Origin of the sequence: Paenibacillus favisporus, from assembly GCF_040545415.1 — a bacterium.
Lineage (GTDB): Bacteria > Bacillota > Bacilli > Paenibacillales > Paenibacillaceae > Paenibacillus_AQ > Paenibacillus_AQ favisporus.
Window position 1 is genome coordinate 145901 of the sequence record NZ_JBEPLV010000002.1, and the last position, 19097, is coordinate 164997.

Here is a 19097-nt window from a genome sequence, read left to right on the forward strand (position 1 = left end):
CTTCGATCTACGAAACTAGCATTTCGGCAGTAACGAATAGAGGAAGCAGGAGAGACCAAGCACCTGATTGCCATTGACACGCAGTACCGGAAGTTCTTCAGCATGAATGAGCATAAGAGATTCGGATTCACCCGCGGCTTCCTTCGGAAACGGCGGTGCAATCATACATTCACAAAGGGGACATAAAGGAGTGGGACATGCAATGAAAAGGAAAAAGGTAAGCTTGCTGGCGACGCTGCTTGTCGTATCGGCCATTTTCACAGGATGCTCGTTCACCGGCGGCGACAGTAAAGGCGCGAGCTCGGGCACGACGGGGGACACGGGCAATGCCGCACAGACGGCGTCCAAAGAGCTGAGACTGTCCGTAGAAAGCGAAATTAAAGACCTGAATCAATGGGCGGCATCCGACGACGTATCGTTTACGGTGCTGAACAATATCGGAGAAGGGCTGTACCGCCTCGATCCGAAGAACGAGCCCCAGCCGGCCATGGCAGAGAGCTCGGAGCTGTCCGAAGACAAGCTGACGTATACGTTCAAGCTGCGCGCTGACGCCAAATGGAGCGACGGATCGCCGGTAACGGCAGCCGATTTCAAGTTCGCCTGGCTGCGTGAAATGGATCCGAAAACCGGAACCAACGGCTATTCCTTTATTATGACGGACTACATCGTGGGTGCAGCCGAGTACGCAGAAGGCGGTTCGGCGGACAAAGTCGGCATCGAAGCGAAGGATGACAAGACGCTGGTCGTTCATTTGAAGCAGCCGACGCCTTACTTCCTGAGACTGACTTCGCTGGCTCCGTACTTCCCGATGAAAGAGGAATTCGTGAAGTCCCAGGGCGAAAGCTATGCGCTGAGCCCGCAAAACATGCTGTTCAACGGTCCTTACACGCTGACTTCGGTCGATGCCGCCAGCGGTGCGGTGCTCGAGAAGAATGCCGGCTACTGGGACGCTGCGAACGTCAAGGTGGACAAAGTGGACCTGAAAGTCATCAAGGAAAAGAGCACGGCGCTGAACGCTTACAAAGCCGGACAGCTTGACCGCGTGCTGCTGCAGTCTTCCGATGTCAATGCCTCCAAGTCCGATCCTGGATTCGGAACAGGCATCAACTTCAGAACGACGTACCTGCAGTTCAACCTGAAGGCGGACGGCGTGAGCAACATCAACATCCGCAAGGCGCTGGAATACGGCTTCGACTCCAAACTGCTGGCGGACCAGGTGCTGAACAACGGTTCCAAGGCCGCTACAGGACTGATTCCGGACCAAATGAGCGCAACGGGAGGCAAAAGCTTCCGCGAAATGCAGGGCGACCTGATCACGCCGGATGCGGCCAAAGCCAAATCCTATTGGGAGCAAGGGGTTAAAGAGCTGGGTAAAGCGCCTAAAATTACGATGCTCGTAGCGGACACCTCCGAAACGAAGGACGTCGCTACCTTTATGCAGAGCGAGTTCAAGAAAAACCTCGGCATCGACGTGGCCATCGACACCAAAACGGCGAAAGCCCGCGGACAGCTGATGGATAACAGCCAGTATCAGATGGCGATTACCGCATGGGGCGCCGATTATGATGATGCCATGACGTATCTGGATCTGTGGGCAAACCACACGCCGTACCGCGGTAACTATGAAAATCCGAAGTACGACAAGCTGATCACTGACGCCAAGAAAGAAACGGACGAAGCAAGACGGATCGACATGCTGCTGGCTGCCGAGAAAATTCTGACGGCAGAAGACGTCGTGGTCGTTCCGATCTACTTCGGCGGATACTCCTACCTGCTGAGCGATAAAGTCGAAGGACTGGACTACCATCCATACGGCAACCCGGTTGACTTTAAATATGCAAGCATCAAGTAATGCCGCTTCACATGGGCATGTATCGGGAGAGGAGAGAAGCGCGGCTTCTCTCTTTCCCTTTCCTGGATCAAGCTCCGGGACGTAATGAAAATTTTGAAGGCCCCGCGTATTGGGAGGTGCAACATTGAAACGGTATATCGGCATCCGGATCGTATACTTACTGCTGACGTTGTTTATTATTACGACCGCCACCTTTTTCCTGATGAAAGCACTGCCTGGCACTCCGTTCGATGAAGAGAAGCTTCAGCAGCTGCCGCAGGAACAAAGACAGATGATTTATGCCAGCTACGGTTTGGACAAGCCCGTTGGCGTGCAGTACGTGAACTATTTAAAAAATATTGTCAAAGGCGATTTGGGAACGTCGTTTTTCTACACCGGTCAACCTGTAAAGGACATCATCATGAGCCGGATCGGACCTTCGGCCTTGATCGGTCTGCAAGCGGTTCTGCTGGGACTGGCCATCGGCATGATCCTCGGGATCATCGCCGCTTACCGCCATAACTCCGGCTGGGACTACGCCACCATGATTATCGCCGTTCTCGGCGTGTCGGTGCCGAATTTCGTGCTTGCGGCGCTGCTGCAGTATTTTGTCGGGCTCAAATGGGGGCTTCTGCCGGTCGCATTCTGGGAGAGCTATCCCAGCTCCATCCTGCCGTCCATTGCGCTCTGCGTCGGCGTCATCGCCTTGATCGCCCGGTTTGTACGGACAGAGATGCTGGAGGTGCTTGAGCAGGATTATGTCACGACGGCTAAAGCAAAAGGGCTCGGGTTCGCGCGCATCATGTTCCAGCATGTGATCCGCAACTCGCTCATTTCGGTCATTACGATTCTTGGTCCGATCGTAGTCAATTTGCTGACAGGTTCGCTCGTCATTGAGAATATTTTTGGGATTCCGGGGATCGGGAGCCTGTTCGTCGATTCGATCAAAATGAACGATTATTCCACGATTATGGGGATCACGATTTTTTACAGCGCCTTCTATGTATTCGTCATGCTGATCGTGGATCTGCTGTACGGCCTGGTGGATCCGCGGATCCGTCTGGCATCGGGAAAGGAGTGAGGACATGACGCAAATGGATAACGTGGATGCGCTGTTTAAGCCGGCCGCCGCAAAGCCGGACGAACGGGAGAAGATTTCGGGCAAATCCTTAACTGCTTTTCAGGACAGCTGGAGGCGGCTTCGTCAAAATAAAGCAGCGATCGTCAGCCTGGTCATCCTGGTCATCATGCTGCTGCTGGCGATCGTTGGTCCGTGGATCGGACATCACGACTATTACTCTACCGATTATAATGCCGTCTATCAAAAACCGAACGCCGATCATTGGTTCGGCACCGATAAATTCGGCCGGGACCAATGGGCCCGCGTATGGCAGGGAACGCGCGTATCGCTCCTGATCGCCGTGCTCGCCGCCGCGCTCGACCTCGTCATCGGGGTTGCCTACGGCGCCATTTCCGCCCTGTTCGGCGGAAGAGTCGATAACGTGATGCAGCGGATCGTCGAAATTTTGACCGGGATTCCGAGCCTGATCATTATCATCCTGCTGATGATGGTGATGAAGCCGGGGATCGTGACCATCATGGTCGCGATGTCCATTACGGGCTGGGTCAACATGGCCCGGCTGGTCCGGGCACACATTATGAAGCTGAAGTCGCAGGAATTCGTCCTGGCGGCCCGCACGCTGGGCACGTCCACCGGGCGCATCATTACAAAGCATTTGATTCCGAACACGATCGGCATCATCGTCATCAACACGATGTTCACGATTCCGTCGGCGATCTTTACCGAAGCGTTCCTGAGCTTTATCGGCCTTGGACTTCAGTCACCGATGTCTTCGCTCGGGGTGCTGATTAACGACGGCTTCGCATCCTTGAATACGCAGGCATACCTGCTGCTGTACCCTTCGATTGTCATCGTCCTCATTATGGTAACGTTCAATATTCTGGGTGACGGGCTGCGGGATGCGCTGGATCCGAGAATGCGGAAATAGGGGGAAGAGAGAATGGACAATTTGCTCGAAGTGCAGGATTTGCAGGTCAGCTTTTTCACATATGCGGGCGAAGTGCAGGCCGTGCGCGGCGTCGGCTTTTCCCTGGGCCGGGGCGAGACGCTGGCGATTGTAGGGGAATCCGGCTCCGGCAAATCGGTGACTTCCAAAAGCATCATGAGGCTGCTGGCGAAGTCCGCAAAAATTAAACACGGCTCGATCCGTTTTGAAGGCAAGGATATCGCGTCGCTGCCGGAAAAGCAGATGCAGGATATCCGGGGCCGGGACATCTCGATGATCTTTCAGGACCCGATGACGTCGCTGAACCCGACGATGACGATCGGCAAGCAGATCACCGAGGTGCTGAAGAAGCACCGCAAGCTCGGCGGCGCGGAAGCCAACCGGCGGGCGGTGGAGCTGCTGGACCAGGTCGGCATCCCGAATCCGGACAAGCGGCTGAAGCAGTATCCGCACCAGCTGTCCGGAGGCATGCGCCAGCGCGTGGTCATCGCGATTGCACTGGCGTGCAACCCGAAGGTGCTGATCGCCGACGAGCCGACGACCGCGCTCGACGTGACGATCCAGGCGCAAATTTTGGAGCTGATGAAGAAGCTGCAGCAGGAGCTGGACACGTCCATCGTGCTGATCACGCACGATCTGGGCGTAGTCGCGAATATGGCGTCGCGCGTAGCGGTCATGTACGCCGGTAAAATCGTGGAAACCGGTACGGTAGACGAAATCTTTTACGAAGGCAAGCATCCGTATACCTGGGGACTGCTCGCTTCCATGCCGAAGCTGAATGAGAAATCGGAGGAGCTGACAGCTATTCCCGGCACGCCGCCGGACCTCAGCGACCCGCCCAAGGGATGCCCGTTTGCGGCACGCTGTCCGTACGCCATGGAAATTTGCCACGAATATATGCCAGAATATACAGAGCACTCGGAGACGCACCGCGCGGCCTGCTGGCTGCAGGACAGCCGGGCACCGAAAGTGCAGAGTCCGCTTGCGGGAGGTGATCGGCCATGAAGCACGAGAAGGGGACAAAACCGCTGGTCGAGGTCAAGCATTTGAAGAAGCATTTTGACGTGGGCCGCGGACAGATTCTGAAAGCGGTGGACGACGTCTCGTTCGACATTTATCCGGGGGAGACTTTCGGTCTTGTCGGCGAGTCGGGCTGCGGCAAATCGACGCTGGGCCGCACGCTGATCCGTCTCTATGAAGCGACGGAGGGGACGGTCAGCTTTGACGGCGAGGCGGTGCACGGCCGTAAATCCAGTGCCGAGCGGAAGAAGCTGAGCCGGAGCATCCAGATGATCTTTCAGGATCCGTATGCGTCGCTGAACCAGCGGATGACGGTGACCGACATCATTGCCGAAGGCATTGACGCCCACGGCATCGCCAAGAACCGCAAGGAGCGCCAGCAGATGGTCTACGACCTGCTGGAGACGGTCGGACTAAACCGCAGCCACGCTGAGCGGTTCCCGCACGAATTCTCCGGCGGCCAGCGCCAGCGGATCGGCATCGCCCGGGCGCTTGCGGTTCATCCGCGGTTCGTGATCGCTGATGAGCCGATTTCGGCGCTGGATGTATCGATCCAGGCACAGGTCGTGAACCTGATGAAGAAGCTGCAGCAGGAGCTGGGATTAACGTATTTGTTCATCGCTCATGACCTGTCGATGGTGAAGCATATCAGCGACCGCATCGGGGTGATGTACCTCGGGGGCATGGTGGAGCTTACGAGCAGCGACGAGCTGTTTGAGAATCCGCTGCATCCATACACCAAAACGCTGCTTTCGGCGATCCCGATCCCCGATCCGAAGCTGGAGCGCGGCCGGGAACGCATGGTGCTGCAGGGAGACCTGCCAAGCCCAATCAACCCGCCGAGCGGATGCCGATTCCGGACGCGCTGCCCGTTTGCCACGGAGCTGTGCGCTGCGGAAACGCCTATATGGCAGGAAGCGGAAAAAGGGCACTGGGTAGCGTGTCATCTGTATGATCCAAGTAAAAATATGACTGTAAATAAGGAGGGAGCCGGCGCATGAGCTGGTACGAAATGGCCGAAGAGCGGGAAGAGGCCTTGATTGAAGATCTGTCCGGACTTCTGAGAATCGACAGTGTCTATGATCCGGACACCAGCGGCCCCGGGCAGCCGATGGGCCAAGGTGTTGCGGAGGCACTGCAATATATGCTGGACCTGTGCGCCGCCGAAGGCTTCCGTGTCCGGAACCTGGACGGATATGTTGGATACGCTGAATTCGGCCCGGAATCGGCCGAGAAATATGTGGCCGTTCTGAGCCATCTGGACGTCGTTCCGGCATCCGGGAAGTGGACGACCCCTCCGTTCGAGCCGTCCGTCCGGGGCGGCAAAATTTTTGCGCGCGGCGCCGAGGACGATAAAGGCCCGGCGATGGCTGCGTTTTACGGACTCAAAATTGTCAAAGACATGGGACTTCCGCTGAAGCACCGGATCCGTCTTATATTTGGAACGGACGAGGAGCGGACAGGGAAGTGCATGCAGAAATATAACGAGCTGGAGCCGGCACCGATTTGCGGATTTACACCGGATGCCGATTTTCCGATCGTTCGGGCCGAGAAGGGGCAGATCAATACCCGGCTGCTCTTTAAGCCGATCGAGGAGAGCGATTCGTCCGGCTACGAGTATCGGCTGCGGTTGTTCACGGCCGGCGAGGTGGCCAACAGCGTGCCAGAAGGGGCGCGCGCCGAGGTAGCGGGAGATGCAGGCAGCCTGAGTGCGATGCAGAAGGCTTATGAGGACTACTGCGCGTCGGAAGGGCTGAAGGGAAGCTTTGAGATCGATGCAGACGGGCAGACGGCGAGCTTGTCGCTAACCGGTAAGACGGCCCATGGCATGGAGCCGCAGCTCGGCATTAATGCAGGCCTCAAGCTGATCCATTTTCTGAAGGAGTTCTCGTTCCCTTCGAGTGCGGAGCATTATCTCCATACGGTCGATGCGCTGATGTATGGCGATATTCACGGGCGTGCCTTCGGCATTGCGATGGAAGACCAGATCACCGGACCGCTGACGGTCAACACAGGGCTGCTGCAGTATGATCCGGAAGGAGAATCGTATTTTCACATCAACCTGAGATATCCGGTGTGCGGAAATCAAGCGGATATTCTGGAGAGCATCGGGGTCCGGGCCTCGGCCTGCGGCCTTGAAATCGAACCGCCGAGCTTGAAACATCCGCACTGCGTGCCGGACGATCATCCGATGATCGAAGCGCTGCAGCGGGTCTACGAGGCGGAGACGGGGCAGCCGGCCGAGCTGCTGTCAACCGGCGGCGGAACTTATGCGGCGTATATCGCAAACGGCGTCGCTTTTGGCCCGGTATTTCCGGGCATGGCCAATTCGGCACATCAAAGGAACGAACATATCGACATCGATGCACTGATTCGCTCGACGGCAATCTATGCCCGGGCGATGCATGAGCTGGCCAATCTGAACCTATAATCTGCGGCTTAACCAAAATTCTTGTAAAGGAATGTACAGCTGATGGAATTGATATCAGGAACAGGGCAACCGGCGGATGTAACGATCTATCCGGTGTTTGAGGACAGCGAAGGCGAACCCACCGGGCTCACCCTTCGCGAAGGGATGGGCGGCCGCGGCGCCGTCCATTGGTTTTACGGACGGCACGGGGAGCAGGATATTCTCGTTGTCGGTCTGGGCAGCCGGGACAAATTCGGCATGGAGACGCTGCGGGAAGCCGCCGGCGGGGCGGGCCGCGAAATCCGCAAAGCGTCTTTGAGAACCGCGTCGATCGACGGTACGGCCCTCCGTGACATTTTCGGGGAAGGCGAATGGCCCGAACAGGCGGCCGTCGCCTGGGTCGAAGGATGGCTTCTGGGCACATATGTGTTCGATAAATATACATCGCGCCACAAGAAGGGGCAGGTGGATTGGATTCGGATCGAGTCAGAGGCCGAGCGCAGCTATGCGGAGGCCGCCTGGCTCGGTCGCGCGCGGGCCGAAGCCGTCGCTTTGGCCCGGGACTTGTGCAACGAGGCGCCGAATGATCTTCATCCGGCCAGCTTCGTGCAGCGGATCAAGACGGTCTTCGCCGGCCGGAATGTGAAGCTGCACGTGTACCAGGGCGAGGAGCTGAAGCAGCGGCAGATGAACGGTCTGCTGGCGGTCGGCAGCGGAAGCAAGCATCCGCCGGCCATGGTGGAGATCGAATACTTCGGCGATTCTAATGCCCCGCATCTTGCACTGATCGGCAAGGGGATCACGTTTGACATGGGCGGCATGAACCTGAAGGTCGCCCGGGATCTGAGCGACGCCCGCTTCGACATGGGCGGGGCTGCGGCCGTCATCGGCGCGATGGATCTGCTCACCCGGCTGGAAGTGAAGGCGAGAATCACGGCGCTCATTCCGATCGCGGAAAACGTGCCGGATGGGGACGCCATCCTGCCGTCGCATGTGATCCGCTATCCGAACGGATTGTCCGTGCAGGTGGTCAACACGGATGCCGAAGGACGGCTGATCCTGGCCGACGCCATCCTGCACGCCGCCCGGAATGGGGCCGAGCGGATCATCGACATTGCGACGCTGACCGGTGCGGTGGGACACGCGCTGGGGCTGCGGGTGGCCGGCATCTGGGGCGACGCCGGGTTTGCCGAGCAGCTGATGCGGATCGGCAGCAAGAACGGCGACCCGATCTGGCGCCTGCCGCTCGTCGATGAGGACGAGGAGCTCCTGGGCAGCCCGTACGCCGACCTGGCCAACCTGGCCTCCAGCCCTTATGGGGGAGCTAATATGGCGGCCTTGTTCCTGCGGCGGTTTGTGCCCTCTAAGGCGCGCTGGTGCCATATCGACATGGCCAATACGTCCCAGTTCCCGGCGGATCGGGGGTATAAAGCTGCCGGGGCTACCGGTTACGGAGTCCGGCTGCTGGCCGATTTTGTGACGGAACAGGCCAATTCTGGAAATGGAGGCACTGCGGAGTGAAGCTGGAAGTGATCGCAACCAATTTGTACGACGCGCTCGTCGCCGAGAACGCCGGGGCGGACCGCCTGGAGCTGGTGACGGGCATTATGGAAGGCGGATTGACGCCGGGGCCGGGCATGATCCGTAAGGTCGTCGGCTTGATGAGCATTCCGGTCCATGTCATGGTCCGGCCGCACAGCCAGTCGTTCGTCTACAACCAATACGACCTGGTGACGATGCGTGAGGATATCGCCTTTATCAAAGAGTGCGGGGCGGCGGGAATCGTGCTTGGAACGCTGAAACCGGACCGCACGGTGGATACCGAAGCGCTGGAAATGCTGCTGAAGGAGGCCGACGGTCTGAACGTGACGTTCCACCGGGCCTTCGACGAAATCGACGATCAGCTCGGCGCGCTCCGGACGTTGTCGGCATATCCGCAGATTAACCGGATTCTGACTTCCGGAGGGCCGCGGCCCGCGCCGGAGTCGACGGACCGCATCCAAGCACTGGTCGAGGCATCCGCCGGAACCGGCATCCGTATCCTGGCTGGATACGGTTTGACCGTACCTGGACTATCGGAGTTTGTCCAGAAGACGGGCGTGCCTGAGGTCCATTTCGGCTCGGCGCTGAGAGCGGAAGGAAATTACCTGCTGCCGCTCGATTCTGAACGGGTGAAGGCGGCGGCGCAGACGGTGAAATCCATCGCAAAGTCAGCAGGGTAACAACAAAATACTCGATTACTGTGGTGAAATCATTGGACAAACAACCTAAGATGATCGTCGGGGTTGATCTCGGCGGAACGAAAATCGCAACAGGGCTTTTGGACGCCAGCGGACGGATGCTGGCCCGGAGCCAGAAGGCGACCGCAGGGCTGAAAAGCTCGGAAGAGGTCATTCAGGCGATCGTAGATACGATAACGGAAGTGAGTGGAGAATACGAAATCGCCGGTGTCGGCTTGGCCTCACCAGGGGCGGTCGACACCCGCCGGGGAATCATCCGCAACGGGGTGAACCTGCCCGGATGGAACGGCATTTCGCTGCAGGCGGAGCTGGAGAAGCGGCTGCAGGTGCCGGCCAAGCTGATCAATGACGCGAACGCGGCGGCATGGGGAGAATACGTGTACGGTGCAGGACGCGGGGCACAGAGCATGGTTTACGTCACCCTGAGCACCGGCATTGGCTCGGGCCTGGTTCTTGACGGGAAGCTGTACCTGGGGACAAGCTCCTTCGCGGGCGAGCTCGGCCATACGGTGGTCAACCCGAACGGGGCGCTGTGCGGCTGCGGTCAGCGGGGCTGCTGGGAGACCTATGCTTCGGGGACGGCCATCGCCCGCCAGGCATCCGAGGCGGCTGCAGCGGCGGCGGAAGGCATGACGCAGATGACCGCGCTGGCTGAAGCGGAAGGTGTGCCGCTGAGCGCCAAGCATGTGTTTCAAGCCGCGGCGATGAACGACAAGCTGGCCCAAGAGACGCTGGAGCAGGTTATACATTACACGGGCCTTGGACTGATGAACATCATTCACAGTTTCAATCCGGATTGCATCGTCATTGGCGGCGGCGTCAGCCGCGCCGGGGCCGCCTTCTTCGAGCCGCTCCGCGGGAAGACCGGGGAGCTGGTCATGGAGCCTTATCGGGGCACTTACGCCATCAAACCTGCTGAGCTCAAAGACGATGTGGGTATTATCGGGGCTGCAGCGCTGTTCGTGGAATAGATGGCTGAAAAATTGCCGCTATCTTATGCATTATGCGTGCATTTTAAAGAGGTAGCATTGATATGAATTAAAAGGGAAGGGCAAATCCATATATGCTATGGATTTGCCCTTTTTTTGTTGGAGTTGCTGAGTTTTGAAGAGGGTGCGTCGATCCTAATTGGGAGTTCATTTTGCAATTTTACATCAATTTAATGATTGAATATTTCAATGTATTGCAATATAATGCCAATAGAAACAACCGCAATACTACCAATATGATGAGATCGGGGTGGATATTCATTGGCACAGACTCAAGGCGTACTGACGTATCCAGAGATCGGCGGACAATCCGATGCGCTGGCGGCTGCCTGGAAGCAGCTTGAGACGCAGCAGGAGTGGATCTCCCAGTTTATCGGCAATTCTTCGTTTGATGAAGTGATTTTTATCGGGTCGGGGACTTCCTATTATTTGGCGCAGACCGCCGCCTCCACGTTCCGTAAATGGACGGGGCGCAGCGGTGCGGCCTATCCGTCATCCGAAATCTTCTTGTTCCGGGAGCAGGCGGTTCCCCCCGGAAAACGTGTACTGCTCGTCGGGATTTCCCGTTCGGGAGAGTCGACGGAGGTTATTCTCGCACTGGAATCGGTGAAGGATTTGCCGGATTGGACGATCTGCAGCATCACCTGCGATGAGGAAAGCACCATGGCGAAGCTCGCTCCATACTTACTGTCACCGCTCGGCAAGGAGAAAAGCACCGTCATGACGAAATCTTTTAGCAGCATGACTTTTATGCTCCAAGCGGCGATGGCTCGCGCTGCCGGCAAGACGGAGCAGCTCAAGGAACTTCAGGAAGCCGTGGAGCTCAGCGCAGACGTGGTATCCAAGGCGGACGAAACCGCCAAGGAACTGATTTCCGGCCATCCGGAGCTGAACAAATTCATATATTTGGGCATGGGATCCTATTACGGACTGGCGCAGGAAGCCTGCCTGAAGATCAAGGAAATGTCCTGCGTATGGACGGAAAGCTTCGGCACGATGGAATTCCGGCACGGACCGAAATCGGTCGTCGAGCCGGGAACGATGGTCTGCCTGCTGCTGTCGGAAACGGCAAGGGACTATGAGATCAAGGTAGCGCAGGAGATGAAAGAATACGGCGCGCATGTTGTCATCATAACCGCGGACAAGGGCGGAGACACCGGTTTTGCCGATCTCGTGTTCGATACCGGAGGCCGGGCGCTGTCCGATGAGGCGAGAGCGGTGCTGTACATGCCGCTGGTTCAATATATCGGGTATTACACCGCACTGCGGGAGGGGAGAAATCCGGACAGCCCGCGGAATTTGACCCAGGTGGTCAAAATTTAAACCATAAGGAGAGAATCGCTTTGAGTGAACGAAATGGATCGAAAGAAGAACGCCGGGAACAGATATTGGACTACATCTTGCAGCACGGCTCTATTTCCCTTCAGGAGGTGACGGCCCGCTTCAAATGCTCTGAGGCTACGGCACGCCGGGATCTGGAAGCGCTTGAGAAATCGGGACGGGTCATCCGCACGATGGGCGGAGGCGCCAAATCCGCGGGAATCACCGCCGGAAGGGAAATTCCATTTCACGAGAAGCAGAACAAGCTGTACCAGGAAAAGGAAAAAATCGCCGCCATGGCGGCTTCCCTCGTGCAAGAGGGGGACGTGGTCGGCCTGACGGGCGGGACCACGACGTATCTCATTGCGAGGGCACTCAAGAACCGCCGCAATATTACGGTGGTGACCAATGCCGTCAATATTGCGATGGAGCTGTCGGAGAACGAAGACCTTCAGGTCGTGCTGACCGGCGGCATGCTGCGCAGCAAAAACTTCGAGCTGTGCGGACCGCTTGCCGAGAGGACGCTGGAGGCGATCAACATTCACACGATGTTTATGGGGATCGACGGTTTTTCGGCGGAACAGGGGGCCAGCACTTATTCCGAGCTTGAAGCGAATACGGCGATGATCATGATGAAGCGCACCAACCGCACCATCGCCGTATTTGACCATACGAAGAACGGCCGCAATTCCCTGTTCCAGGTGGCGCCTGTGGCGGCCCTGCACGGAATCATTACGGATGAGGATCCCGGGGAGGAGCTCCGCAGCCGTTTGAAAGAATCCGGGGTGCAGGTGCATGTCGCGCAATAACATTCTGTGAAATAAGGGCAGGTGCTCAGCATGGAAGTGTTTGCGGGAGTCGATGTCGGCGGAACGAATATCGTATGCGGTCTGGTAACTTCCGCCGGACAAGTGGTTCATAAGCTGAAGGGGCCGACGGAAGCCGGACGCGGTCCGGATGCGGTACTGGAGCGAATCGCCGCAATGATCGAGGAAGCGGTCGCCTCGTACCGCGGGGAAGACGGACAGCCTGTAACGCTCGCGGCAGCGGGGATCGGACTGCCGGGGCTGGTCGATCCCGAGGAAGGCATTGCCAAGTTCGCAGGCAACCTCGGCTGGCGCGACCTTCCGGCCGCCAGCCGCCTGAAAGCCAGGCTGCAGCTGCCGGTATTTATCGATAACGATGTCAGAACGTATGTGTTTGGCGAGGCGCTGTATGGAGCCGGTGCAGGCACAGGCCACGTCATCGGCGTGACGATCGGCACGGGGATCGCCTCGGCCATGGTGAACGAGGGGAGCCTGTTCTACGGCTTCCGCCATATGTCCGGGGAGCTGGGGCATATCGTCATGGAGGGGCTCAGCGATCCGTGTCCATGCGGCTTGACGGGCTGCCTGGAGACTTACGCCTCCGCCTCCGGTATGGTGCGGCAGGCCCGGAAAGCGATAGAGTCCGGCGAGCCGACGGTGCTCCGCAGCTGGTTTCCGGGCGAACGCCTCGCGGAGCTGACGGCGGCGGATTTGTCGCGGGCGTACGATCAGGGTGATGCGCTGGCCGTTTCCATTCTGGAGCGGGCGGGTTCGCTGCTCGGCCAGGCGCTGTCCTACGCCGTTTCGCTGAACAGCCCGGAGATGATCATCATCGGTGGCGGCGGGGCGCTGGCGGGAGACCGTATTTTGAAGCCGCTGGAGCGGGAGCTGATGAACCGAATTCTGCCTGATTACCGAGATCGGCTCAAGATCGTTCCCGCCATGCATAACGACGATGCGGGCGTGACCGGCAGCGCTATGTACGCAAAGCATAAATATACCGCACTGAGCGGATTGATACAGGACAGCAAGGCATAACAAACGGGAAGGGGAAAACACCATGTCACTCGTTTCGTCTACGTCTTTACTGCAAGAAGCAAGGGCCAAACATTACGCCATTGGGGCCTTTAACGTGCATACACTGGAAATGCTGCAGGCTGTGGTCGAGGCGGCCGAAGAAGCACAGTCGCCGCTCATTATCCAGTCTACGGTCGGGACCGTCAAGCATCTGGGGGCCGATTATATCGCTGCTGCCGCCCGGGTGGCGGCGGACCGCGCCAGCGTGCCCATCGCACTTCATTTGGATCATTGCAACGAATTTTCCGTCATTATCAGCTGTATCCGGGCGGGCTATACGTCCGTCATGATCGATGCGTCCCATTCCCCATTTGAGGAAAATGTGGCCATGACCCAGAAGGTGGTCGAAGCCGCGAACGCCGTTGGCATCAACGTGGAGGCGGAGCTCGGCAAGGTCGGCGGCGTCGAGGACGACATCGTCGTCGACGAACGCGACGCCTTGCTCGCCGATCCGAAAGAATGCGCTGAATTCGTGGAGCGCACCGGCGTGCATACGCTCGCCCCTGCGATAGGCACCGCCCACGGCATCTACAAAGGGACGCCGAATATCGATTTCGACCGGATCGGCCGCATTGCCGAAGCCGTTGATGTTCCGCTCGTCCTGCATGGAGGCTCCGGCATTCCGGAGGAGCAGGTGAAGCGGGCGGTCAGTCTCGGCATGGCCAAGATGAACGTGGCTACCGAACTGCGCATCCTGTTCTCCGACGCCATCAAGCATGTCTTTGCAGAGAACCCGGATGAGAACGACCCGCGGAAATACATGGTTCCTGCCAAGAAGGCGCTGAAAGCCGCCGTCATTGAGAAAATGCAGCTGTGTGGCTGCGCCGGACGGGCGGGGGACTTTTAAACGCCAAAGCCATTCACAAAATAAATGAAACAAGCCTGCTTAGAGCCCGGGGAACCGGGAAAGCAGGCTTTTTAAATTCATGGGATGTTATAAATCTGAAGCGGCGGATTCCGGGTTCCGCAAATAGTCGAGAAACATCCGTTTCAGCAGGTCCAGCTGGACGTCCGCGCTGACGATGGACTCGAACATCACGATGCTGCGCTGCAGCGACAGCTTTTTCGAAAAAATGCCGAACGCATTGACCACGGTCGACAGGGTTTCCTCTATGGGGAGATCGGAGCGGACTGAACCGTCCCGGGTGCAGCTGTCAATGATTTCGGCGAACGCATCGGATACCTTGCGGTGGACGTCGTTGTACTGCTGGATATCCTCCAGCGGCTCGGCCTGCTGGGCGGCATAGCTCTCAAACGCCTCAAGGAACCGGCTCCTGCTGCTCAATTCCGGCAGTTGGAGATTCAGGAAATGATCCAGCAGCGCTTCAAGCTTCTCGATGCCTGTCACCGGCGTGGCGGCAATTGCCCGGAACGCCTCTTCCTCCAGGCTGATCAAATGCGTGGCGACCGCCACGATCAGCTTGTCTTTTTTGGGGAAATACCGGAACACCGTAGCAATGCCCACATTATCTTCCGCGGCGATATCCCGCATCGTCGCCTTGTCGATCCCTTTGCGGTTAAAAACCCGCTCCGCTGCCTCGATAATGCTGCTCTCTCTCGCTTTTTTACCTTCCAGCCGTTCCTGTTCCCATCTAGTCTTCGGATCCATAATTGTGAGTCAACTCGCCTTCCGAGTGAAAGATAAAATCGTAAAAAATGCTATCAAAACCACCCGGAGAAGTCAACGCTGCCCAGGTGCAGGGTCCGGGAATCCATGGGATGACCGTGGGGAAGATTGAAGGGAAAAACAAACGGTGATATAATTGGTTTTGTCATGATAGCATTGCTATCACGATCTCTGATTTTATAAGGTCATGTCCGCCCAATAGGGGCTGGATGCTGCCTCGTTCGTAATCATCTTGGAGCAAATAGGGGAAGGGAGTCTTAACAATATGGGCAGAGTACAGGGGAAAGTAGCGATCGTCACCGGCGCAGCCGGAGGCATGGGTAAGGCGGACGCCGTTCTGTTGGCGCAGGAAGGCGCCAAGGTGGTCGTCACCGACATTCAGGAGGACAAAATCCAGGCTGTCGTGGAAGAGATCAAACAGCAGGGCGGAGAGGCTATTGGCTTCCGTCATAACGTTACCTCCGAGGAGGAGTGGCAGCATATCGTGGACGAAACGGTCAAAGCGTTCGGCACGATCGACGTTCTCGTCAATAACGCCGGCATCTCGCTGGCCAAATCGCTCGTGGACACGTCCATGCAGGATTGGGACAAGGTCATGTCCATCAACCTGACAGGCAGCTTTCTCGGTTTGAAATACGTGGTACCGGTGATGCAGCGCGGGGGCGGAGGCTCCATCATCAACATTTCATCGATTGCCGGGCTCACGGGAAGCAACGGAGCAGGACCTTACACTGCAAGCAAGGGCGCTGTCCGGATGCTGACGAAGGCGGTGGCTGTGGATTACGGCAAGGACAACATCCGCTGCAATTCGATCCATCCGGGTTACATTGAAACACCGATGACCGAAGGACTGTTTGCCAACGACCAGATGACGGGCTGGTTCCGCTCCAAAACGCCGCTGCCTCGCTTGGGCAAACCGGAGAACATTGCGGCCGGCGTGCTGTTCCTGGCATCCGACGAATCCTCTTTTATTACCGGAGCCGAGCTGGCCATCGACGGCGGCGTATCCGCGACCTGATTTTTGATTCGGCGAATCCATAGGCATGGGGAAGCATAAAAGCCTTCCGGGTTACACCCGAGGGCTTTTTTTCTTATTTGGCCCGCAACCTTCGGAGGCCTCCTGACGTTAGATAGGAAAATATAAAATATTTTCCATTTCTGAGGAGGAATGAAGTATGCGCACTTGGGGGTCATGGCTTGCTGCATTCATGTTTGTCATTCTGTTGGTAACCGGCTGCTCGTCCGGGAGTTCAAAGGACAGCGCCAGCAGCGCCGGCGGGACCGTGGAAAGCTCCGCCGTTTCAGACCATGCGGCGAACACCGCAGCGGATCAGGACCAGCAAGCATCTACGGCATCAACGGCGGAGGAGAAGTCATCGCAGGCGGCGGAGCCGGCGCAGCAGGCCGGTACCGTTAAGGCTTCCGAGGCAGACACTGCGCCTGAAGCCGGGTTCACCGCCCAGGACTTGGCCGGCGGGTTAAACAAGAAGCTCATCTATAAGGCGCATCTGGTTATGGAGATTCAGGACTATGCCAAGGCGCAGACCGAAGTGAGAAATATGGTGACGCTGTCGGGCGGTTATATCGTCAATTTTTCCGAAACGGATTCAGCCAGCGAACGGGGAGGTACCTTTATCCTCAAGGTTCCTGCATCGGGCTTCTCGTCCTTTTTGAATCGGCTCGAGCAGATCAAGCATGATTCCCTTCAGCGCAGCATTGAGGGCCAGGACGTGTCCGAGGAATATGTGGATCTGCAGGCGAGATTGAAGGCTAAGCAGGTGATGGAGGAGCAGTATATCGCTTTTATGAAAAAGGCGACAAAGACCAGCGACCTCGTGGCGTTTGCCAAAGAGCTGGAGAGGGTTCAGGAAGAAATCGAGCAGATCAAGGGCCGCATGCGTTATATCGATCAGAATGTGGCTTATTCCACGGTGGAGTTGCGCATTTACCAGCCTGAGAAGACGCTGCCCAAAGCCGAGCCCGATCGCCAGCAGGCTCCCCTTGGCAAGCGTGCGGGAGATGCGCTGCAGGGAAGCATGGACGTGCTGACGCAGATTGTCCAGTGGATCATCGTCATCCTGTCGGGAGCCGTTCCTGTTCTGATTCTTGCTGCGATCGTGCTTCTGATCGTTTGGATGGTCCGCAAAGGCCGGAAGCAGCAGCGGGCTGAAGCCGCCGAGCGGAGGAAGACATGGAAAGAGGAGCGCCATAGACCTGCCGGTCCTACAGACGGTCCTATAGAACAGCAGCAGGAAGAATCGGATCCTACACGGGCGGAACGAAGCGAGCAAGCTCCCAAGCAACAGGATTCCGACTCTGACCCCGATTCCGACCCCCATAAATAAGGCCATCCCATGGATGGAAAGAATGAGCCGGACGCACCTGATTGCGCCCGGTATCTTTTTGGGTATATACCTCTTAATAATGACGCAAGATGAAATCAATTGAATTAACGTATGCGTTGCACTATGATGAGAAGGAGAGAGCTGTCATGTTGTATACAGCCAATCACACCAACCAAATCGCGGCATTTACCGGCAAGCTGTTAAGGGACAGGTTCGGCAAAGGGCCGGAATCGGTGCACGTCTCCGTCGGGAACTATGCGATCGCACTCCATATCCGCAATTTCATCGGACCGGTCGAGAAGTTCCTGTTAAACAAGGAAGAGGAGAAGGCTTTCCGATATACCCGCGAGCTGCTGATGGAGTCTTTGCTTCCCGAACTGAAGGCGTATTTGGAGAAGGAAATGGACATCCGTTTGGAAGAGGTATACTACGACTGGGGATTACATAACGCTTCGGGGATCATTGTCGGACTTAAGGCAGATCAGACCATCGAAGCCGAGGATTATGCGGGTCGTGAAGCTCTACATAATGAAGTTAACCGGATCACCGGGATCGTCCAAAAAGTCCCACGGAGGGTGTACTCCTGGTGGATGAACCCCAAAACTTTAATTGTCGTGCGGGAAGGATTATTGCTGCTGATCGAGAAGGAATTAATAGATACCGGTTTTGATGAAGTATTGCGGACAACGAAGAGAAAGCTTGAGAAGAGGTATTTTGAGGAAGAAACCCAGCTGGGGGGAATTTTGGGCCGGACCCTGGCCGATTTTTACGTGGACTGGGATTTTGATAGGGATAAAAGCGTGATTGCCTGCACATTCCAGGATTAGGCGGTCACCAGGCGGTAATGGGTCAGACATGATTGGAACATGAGCTGAACATAAGCCAAAGAAGGAGCTGGAGCGCTCTTTCTTTGGCTTTTTTTCATGGTAGGAGGTTTAAAGATGAAGAGCAATTATGACATTTTATGTGTGGAGGACGACGGAATTAATATGTCTCTTATGCGGCATATTTTCAAAAAAATACCTAACGCCACCATGTGGGAGGCCTGTACGGGGGAAGAGGCGGTAGAGATCGCCACGGCCAGATGCCCCGATCTGATCATCATGGACATCCAGCTGCCCGGAATGAGTGGATACGATGCTCTAGCTTGCCTCCAGGCTAATGAGAAGACAAGAGCGATCCCGGTGGTGGCCGTCAGCTCTTATGCGATGGCGTCGGATATCGCCAAGGGGAGACAGGCAGGTTTTATCGAATACATTACGAAACCATTCTACATTAAGCACTTTATTCAGGTGATCGATTCCATTCTCCGGCGGCTGCCATTTTGAAAATATCACATAACTTTGCATCGGATGTGGCATATTACATTATAGCTTTTAGTGCCTATAATCCAACGCAGGGGGAA

The 19097-nt window shown here is 56.8% G+C and carries 18 protein-coding genes; 17 read left to right on the forward strand and 1 reads right to left on the reverse strand.

The genetic code is table 11. The annotated features are described in order from the left end of the window. The first annotated feature begins 202 nt into the window (after window positions 1–202). The 13 genes from ABID47_RS08695 to fba all read left to right on the forward strand — a co-directional run bounded on the left by ABID47_RS08695 (window position 203) and on the right by fba (window position 14567). The gene (locus ABID47_RS08695) at window positions 203–1852 is read left to right on the forward strand and encodes a peptide ABC transporter substrate-binding protein (protein WP_105441793.1); all 1650 of its coding nucleotides are present in this window, start codon (window positions 203–205) and stop codon (window positions 1850–1852) included. A gap of 124 nt (window positions 1853–1976) precedes the next feature. After that, a complete protein-coding gene (locus ABID47_RS08700) occupies window positions 1977–2912 on the forward strand; it encodes an ABC transporter permease (protein WP_076170525.1) in 936 nt (311 codons plus the stop codon). Between the two features lie 13 nt (window positions 2913–2925). Then, window positions 2926–3840 carry an ABC transporter permease gene (locus ABID47_RS08705; protein WP_258875328.1) on the forward strand — a complete coding sequence of 305 codons (915 nt, stop codon included), beginning with the start codon at window positions 2926–2928 and terminating at the stop codon, window positions 3838–3840. Window positions 3841–3852: 12 nt separating this feature from the next. After that, a complete protein-coding gene (locus tag ABID47_RS08710; protein WP_145160212.1) occupies window positions 3853–4863 on the forward strand; it encodes an ABC transporter ATP-binding protein in 1011 nt (336 codons plus the stop codon). Beyond that, complete coding sequence (locus ABID47_RS08715) at window positions 4860–5879, forward strand: ABC transporter ATP-binding protein (RefSeq protein WP_354495945.1); 1020 nt, start codon at window positions 4860–4862, stop codon at window positions 5877–5879. The genes ABID47_RS08710 and ABID47_RS08715 overlap by 4 nt, the downstream gene beginning before the upstream one ends. Beyond that, window positions 5876–7309, forward strand: coding sequence for a dipeptidase PepV (gene pepV / locus ABID47_RS08720; RefSeq protein ID WP_354495947.1), 1434 nt, complete (start codon window positions 5876–5878; stop codon window positions 7307–7309). Before ABID47_RS08715 ends, pepV begins: the two co-directional genes overlap by 4 nt. Window positions 7310–7351: 42 nt before the next feature. Continuing rightward, window positions 7352–8809: a leucyl aminopeptidase family protein gene (locus tag ABID47_RS08725; protein WP_354495949.1), complete on the forward strand. Its 1458-nt coding sequence runs from the start codon at window positions 7352–7354 to the stop codon at window positions 8807–8809. After that, the gene (locus tag ABID47_RS08730; protein ID WP_354495951.1) at window positions 8806–9510 is read left to right on the forward strand and encodes a copper homeostasis protein CutC; all 705 of its coding nucleotides are present in this window, start codon (window positions 8806–8808) and stop codon (window positions 9508–9510) included. Before ABID47_RS08725 ends, ABID47_RS08730 begins: the two co-directional genes overlap by 4 nt. Before the next feature lie 32 nt (window positions 9511–9542). Then, a complete protein-coding gene (locus ABID47_RS08735; protein WP_435530600.1) occupies window positions 9543–10499 on the forward strand; it encodes an ROK family protein in 957 nt (318 codons plus the stop codon). A 279-nt stretch (window positions 10500–10778) separates the two neighbouring features. Next, window positions 10779–11840, forward strand: a complete 1062-nt coding sequence (locus tag ABID47_RS08740; protein ID WP_354495953.1) for an SIS domain-containing protein — start codon at window positions 10779–10781, stop codon at window positions 11838–11840. A 20-nt stretch (window positions 11841–11860) separates the two neighbouring features. Next, complete coding sequence (locus ABID47_RS08745; RefSeq protein WP_152400932.1) at window positions 11861–12646, forward strand: DeoR/GlpR family DNA-binding transcription regulator; 786 nt, start codon at window positions 11861–11863, stop codon at window positions 12644–12646. 30 nt (window positions 12647–12676) lie between these two features. Beyond that, window positions 12677–13681 (forward strand): ROK family protein, encoded by a 1005-nt coding sequence (locus ABID47_RS08750; protein ID WP_354495955.1) that lies wholly within the window; start codon window positions 12677–12679, stop codon window positions 13679–13681. Window positions 13682–13703: 22 nt separating this feature from the next. Then, on the forward strand, window positions 13704–14567 hold the full coding sequence (gene fba / locus ABID47_RS08755) for a class II fructose-1,6-bisphosphate aldolase (protein WP_076170514.1): 864 nt from the start codon (window positions 13704–13706) through the stop codon (window positions 14565–14567). 87 nt (window positions 14568–14654) lie between these two features. Here fba and ABID47_RS08760 read toward each other — a convergent pair whose 3' ends face one another. Continuing rightward, on the reverse strand, window positions 14655–15329 hold the full coding sequence (locus ABID47_RS08760; protein WP_354495957.1) for a TetR/AcrR family transcriptional regulator: 675 nt from the start codon (window positions 15327–15329) through the stop codon (window positions 14655–14657). 283 nt (window positions 15330–15612) lie between these two features. Between ABID47_RS08760 and ABID47_RS08765 the strand changes: the two genes are divergently transcribed. The 4 genes from ABID47_RS08765 to ABID47_RS08780 all read left to right on the forward strand — a co-directional run bounded on the left by ABID47_RS08765 (window position 15613) and on the right by ABID47_RS08780 (window position 19020). Further along, window positions 15613–16365 carry an SDR family NAD(P)-dependent oxidoreductase gene (locus ABID47_RS08765; protein WP_145136115.1) on the forward strand — a complete coding sequence of 251 codons (753 nt, stop codon included), beginning with the start codon at window positions 15613–15615 and terminating at the stop codon, window positions 16363–16365. Window positions 16366–16522: 157 nt separating this feature from the next. Continuing rightward, entirely contained in the window at window positions 16523–17692 is a 1170-nt protein-coding gene (locus ABID47_RS08770; RefSeq protein ID WP_354495960.1) for a DUF4349 domain-containing protein, read from the forward strand. A gap of 146 nt (window positions 17693–17838) precedes the next feature. Further along, on the forward strand, window positions 17839–18519 hold the full coding sequence (locus tag ABID47_RS08775; protein ID WP_354495962.1) for a Na-translocating system protein MpsC family protein: 681 nt from the start codon (window positions 17839–17841) through the stop codon (window positions 18517–18519). Window positions 18520–18633: 114 nt separating this feature from the next. After that, window positions 18634–19020, forward strand: coding sequence for a response regulator (locus ABID47_RS08780; protein ID WP_076170509.1), 387 nt, complete (start codon window positions 18634–18636; stop codon window positions 19018–19020). Window positions 19021–19097 lie beyond the last annotated feature (77 nt).